Source organism: Boseongicola sp. (assembly GCF_057460485.1).
This window is the reverse complement of sequence record NZ_JBVCWP010000291.1, coordinates 1-4,562: the sequence shown is the minus strand read 5'-3', so window position 1 is coordinate 4,562 and position 4,562 is coordinate 1. Positions and strand designations below refer to the sequence as shown.

The window sequence follows — 4,562 nt, the reverse complement described above, 5'->3', positions numbered from 1 at the left end:
GATTATCTGGTTGCGAACGGGATCATGGGCCGTGAAGAGGCCATCAATTACCCTGACCAAAGCTGCCTGACATCGGTGCTGATCGGTCGCGATATTGCGCAGGTTGATTGCAGGACCGAGCCGGTACAGATCAAGGACGGCGACATTCTTATTGTTGCCAGTGATGGACTGCAATTTCTTTGCGAAGAACAGATTGAGGGCGTCCTGCGCTTCACGCAGAAGCGTTCAGCGGAAGATATAGGCGCGGCCCTTATGAAAGAGGTCCAGAAACTGGACGATCCCAGCCAGGACAATGTCTCTTTGTGTGTCGTAAAAGTTATGGCGCAGGGTGCCGGGACGGTTGGGAATGATCAAGATCAAGATCAAACCATCTCGCGCTCTCAGCAACACAGCAACACGTCGATCACAATCATGGCAAAGGTGATGCGGAAGAAGAAGGCAACAGGATGATGAATTCTCGGGGAGACCTCCGTTGAACCAGGCAATTAGGATCAACCCGGTTATCGATCGGTTGGAAAACATATTAGCCAGGGGCGATATTCCGGCCCCCTATGACCGCTGGGGCGCACGTCTGCTGGCGCATCTGACAAAGCCGGTGCAGGTTGTCGTGACCGGCCTCGCCGGAAGCGGCAAGTCGACTCTGATTGAAATGATGTCGGCACAACCTGTTATCGGCCAGCATTTGGAAGTACCTATCATAGAACTGGCCTATGGCGAAAAAGAGCGCGGTCTGTTCGAAAGACAGGACGGCTCAATGACCAGTTTCCCGGGGTTTCTGAAGGATTGCGAATGTCCTCAGGATTCAATCCGTGCCCGACAAGAATTGCCCGATACGAAACTGATCAGCCAAACTTTTGTTGAGATCGGACTTTCGGGCGATCTTGCGCAAAAACGAGCGATCCTTAGTTCCGCATGCGAGCGCGCGGACATCATCATTTGGTGTAGTCAGGAGTTTTCCCAAGAAGAGCAGCACCTGTGGGCAAGCGTGCCCGACCAGATTAAGGATCACAGCTTTTTGGTTCTGACCATGGCGGACCGCCAGTTGATGCGCGATGTGCTGTCAAAAAATATTGCCCGGCTGGAATCCATCGTGGCGGATGAATTCATGGGGCTTTATCCCGTGGCCACCATTCAGGGGATCGCGGCGCAGACATCCGGCGAGGGTCTGAATCAGGCTCTCTGGACGTCGAGTGGCGGAAAGCACTTGATGGAGCCGGTGCTCAGACAGATCAAGCAGGGGCGTGGCGCCGATGTCGATCAGGCCCGGATTTTCCTGAATCGCTTGGCTGCACGCACGCCGGAGGTCGATGTCGAGGGGCGCGAGGCCCCGCAGATGCCGGATCCGATTGCCATAGATGGCCCGGACACCAAGGAAAAGAGCGAGGCCGCGACAAGAGCGGATGAAGTGGCTGTGGATGACGTGGCGCCGGATGCGCGATCCGTTGCCCTGTTGTCCGAAGCCGTTGACATGCTTCAACAGCGCGCCCGCGAGATGCTTGATGAAATGGACCATAATGACAATCTGGATGCCGGTGCCATTCTGAATAGTTGTACGGAGGCAATGTCGTCGCTGGCAGGATTGCTCGACACGGCACCGGTAAATGACCCCACCGCCCAAGGTGTACGCGAAGACGTGCAGGAGGGCGAAGAAATGCTGATGTTGTTCCAACTGGAATACAGCGAGGAGGCTGCGCTGGACGCCGTAACCCTGCTTTTGCAGATGAGAAAGGAGCTTATAGACAAAGTCGTCTGATAAAGAATTTTCAACTTCAGGAAATCTTTCCTCAGACCCGTCCAATTATCAACACATTTGATTACCATTTTTGCCATGGCAAAAGTGCGCAACGCTTGGTTGTTCCGAGTTTTCAAATACGGCGAAATGTATCCGCAACGCAAATGACACCGGAAATCTAATGAACATTGAAGTTGAAATTGATCCTGCCACCAACATCCGGGCTTCAGCGCACCGAACCAATCTGAGTTCTGGCATGGAAGACCTTGCAGCTTTCGCCCAAAAGGCTTCAGAGCTTGAAGGCGCACTGGATAGGCTTGTCGATCTGACCGGAGAAGAATCGCGCCGGTCTGTGTCACGCCTCAAGGATCAACTTGCGGCGTTTGAACCCTCAGTCACGGTCCTTGGTCAGGTGAAATCAGGGAAAACATCGCTGATCAATGCCATGACCGGCTGGGCCGATTTGTTGCCTTCGGATGTCAATCCCTGGACCTCTGTGGTCACATCCCTTCACCTGACCCCCGCCGCCGAAAATGGTGAGACCGGGGCACGTTTCCAGTTTATGACCGAAGAGGAATGGGATCGCCTGACCACCAAGGGCGGCAGGATTGGCGAACTGGCCGGGCGCGCCGGCGCAGAAGGCGAACTGGGCAAGATACGCGAACAGATACACTCCATGCGCGAGAAGTCCCGCAGGCGCCTCGGCAGAAATTTTGAACTGCTGATGGGGCAGGAACATGAGTACGGGTATTTCGACAAGAACCTGCTTGAGCGGTATATTTGCCTGGGCGACGATTTTGACGTGCCGGGTCACGACCCGGCCAGTGATGATCAGGGCCGATTTGCAGATATAACCCGTTCGGCCGAGCTTTACCTGAATTGCCATACTATGCCGTTTCGTCTGTGTCTTCGCGACACACCCGGCGTCAACGACACGTTCATGATGCGCGAAATGGTGACGATCAGAGCCATCCGCGACAGCCGCGTGTGTGTGGTTGTCCTGTCTGCGGGGCAGGCACTGACCTCTGTAGATATGGCGTTGGTCAGGATGATCTCGACCCTCAAGTCGCGCGAAGTAATCATCTTCGTGAACCGCATTGATGAATTGTCCGATCCGGCCAATCAGATGATCGAGATCGAGGAAAGCATTCGCGGGACGCTGAAGAACAATGATGGTCCTCAGGACGCACAGATCATTTTCGGTAGCGCCTACTGGGCGGGTAAGGTTCTGCATGGAGAGTTGGGCGACATGTCCGAAGCCAATGCCGATGCGTTGCTGAACCTTACCAAAGCCGTTCTCGGTACAACAAAAATAGATCAGTCGCCGTCTGCCCATGTATGGGAATTGTCAGGCTTACCCGCCCTCATGCGAGCACTGTCATCACAAATCGTACTCAGCCTGGGCGAGCCATTTCTGAAGAAAATTGCATCTTCAGCCGTGGCAATTGCGACATCACAGAAAGCCGCGCGAACGGTAATGGTTGAAGGTAACGATTTCACATCTGATGTCAGCATGTACGAGGTTCGAACCGAATTCGAGCGGATAGCAGAGACGAACCTGAGCAGGTTCAAGGCATCAATGGCAGAAATTTTTGCCGAATATCATACACGCGCAGATCGCGTGCATGAGAACTTTATCGAGCGCGCAACACATTCATTGCTGGCTCACCTTGAGGTTTATGGTGACGAACAGATCTGGGAATATGACCCGGCCGGACTTCGCATTCTGCTGCGATCTGCATACTCGACCATGGGCAGCAAGGTCCGCAAGGATGCCGAGGCACACTATGAAGCCGCAGTATCTGACACGGCACATTTACTTTATCGCTGCTTTGGCCCGGCTGTCGAAGGTATTCAGCTCTCGGTCCCCGGCATCCCTCAAATTCCGTCGCCAGTCACCCTCGGGCAGACGATTGCGTTGGATTTCAATGATAGCTGGTGGGCGATGTGGTGGCGAAGAACGCGAGGCTACCAAGCCTTCGCCAAGCAGTTCCGAGAATTGATCCGCTCTGAGACAGAAGACTTCATGAGACAGATGAAAGATGTCCAGACCTCTACCATCGAAGACGACTTCGTAGAGGAACTGCGCGGTTTTCTTGAAGAGCAGAAAGGTATTCTGCTCGATCTGATTTCCGGAGCGCATCGCTCCGGGACCGTGGAAGACATGTTCTGCGACAAAGATGAGCAAACGCGCAACGATGCGCTGAACAACACGCTTAAGACGTTGGGGCGTTACGTCACATGACCAAGGAGAAGACATTGAACACTGAGAGTCTAAGCCCGGGACCATTGCCCCGAAAACCGCGCCTGGCGTTCATGGGCGAATTCAGCGCCGGGAAAAGCACGCTTTCCAAACTGTTTCTTGGGAATGCGCCACTGCCGGTACAGGTCACCGCAACCCGGCTTCCCCCGATCTGGATCAGCTATGGCGATGAGTCCGCAATTGCCGTGGATCGTGATGGCACCGAGAGAGAGATCGACATTGAAGATCTGGAAGCGATCTGCGTTGACGAAACAAGGATGATCCGTTTGTACAACCGCTCGGAAACTCTGGAGATATGTGATCTGATTGACATGCCCGGAATTTCAGATCCAAGCATGTCGTCGGATGTCTGGTTATCCATGATCCAACACGTCGACAGCGTCGTGTGGTGCACGCAGGCAACGCAGGCTTGGCGCCAATCCGAGGCGGCGGCATGGGAGCTGATCAGGGAGCGGACGAACGGAGATAACATCCTGCTGGTGACACAGGTTGACAAACTTAGGGTTGATCGCGATGTCGATCGTGTGATCAATCGCGTCCGCAAGGAAACCGAGGGTTTGTTCAAAG

The 4,562-nt window shown here is 54.2% G+C and carries 3 protein-coding genes and 1 pseudogene; all 4 read left to right on the top strand.

All coding sequences use genetic code 11. The features are described 5' to 3' along the window. A pseudogene (locus tag AC221Y_RS20555) lies at positions 1-450 on the top strand (PP2C family protein-serine/threonine phosphatase); the annotation flags it as partial. A 22-nt stretch (positions 451-472) separates the two neighbouring features. After that, the gene (locus AC221Y_RS20550) at positions 473-1,753 is read left to right on the top strand and encodes a hypothetical protein (RefSeq protein ID WP_486708237.1); all 1,281 of its coding nucleotides are present in this window, start codon (positions 473-475) and stop codon (positions 1,751-1,753) included. A 160-nt stretch (positions 1,754-1,913) separates the two neighbouring features. Continuing rightward, entirely contained in the window at positions 1,914-3,977 is a 2,064-nt protein-coding gene (locus AC221Y_RS20545) for a dynamin family protein (RefSeq protein ID WP_486708236.1), read from the top strand. A 14-nt stretch (positions 3,978-3,991) separates the two neighbouring features. Continuing rightward, positions 3,992-4,562 (top strand): dynamin family protein (locus AC221Y_RS20540; RefSeq protein ID WP_486708235.1); only part of this gene is annotated, 571 nt, incomplete at its 3' end.

Bases quoted from the DNA above. Each gene is read 5' to 3' on its own strand.
- AC221Y_RS20545 (WP_486708236.1), top strand. From the start codon at position 1,914: ATGAACATTGAAGTTGAAATTGATCCTGCCACCAACATCCGGGCTTCA.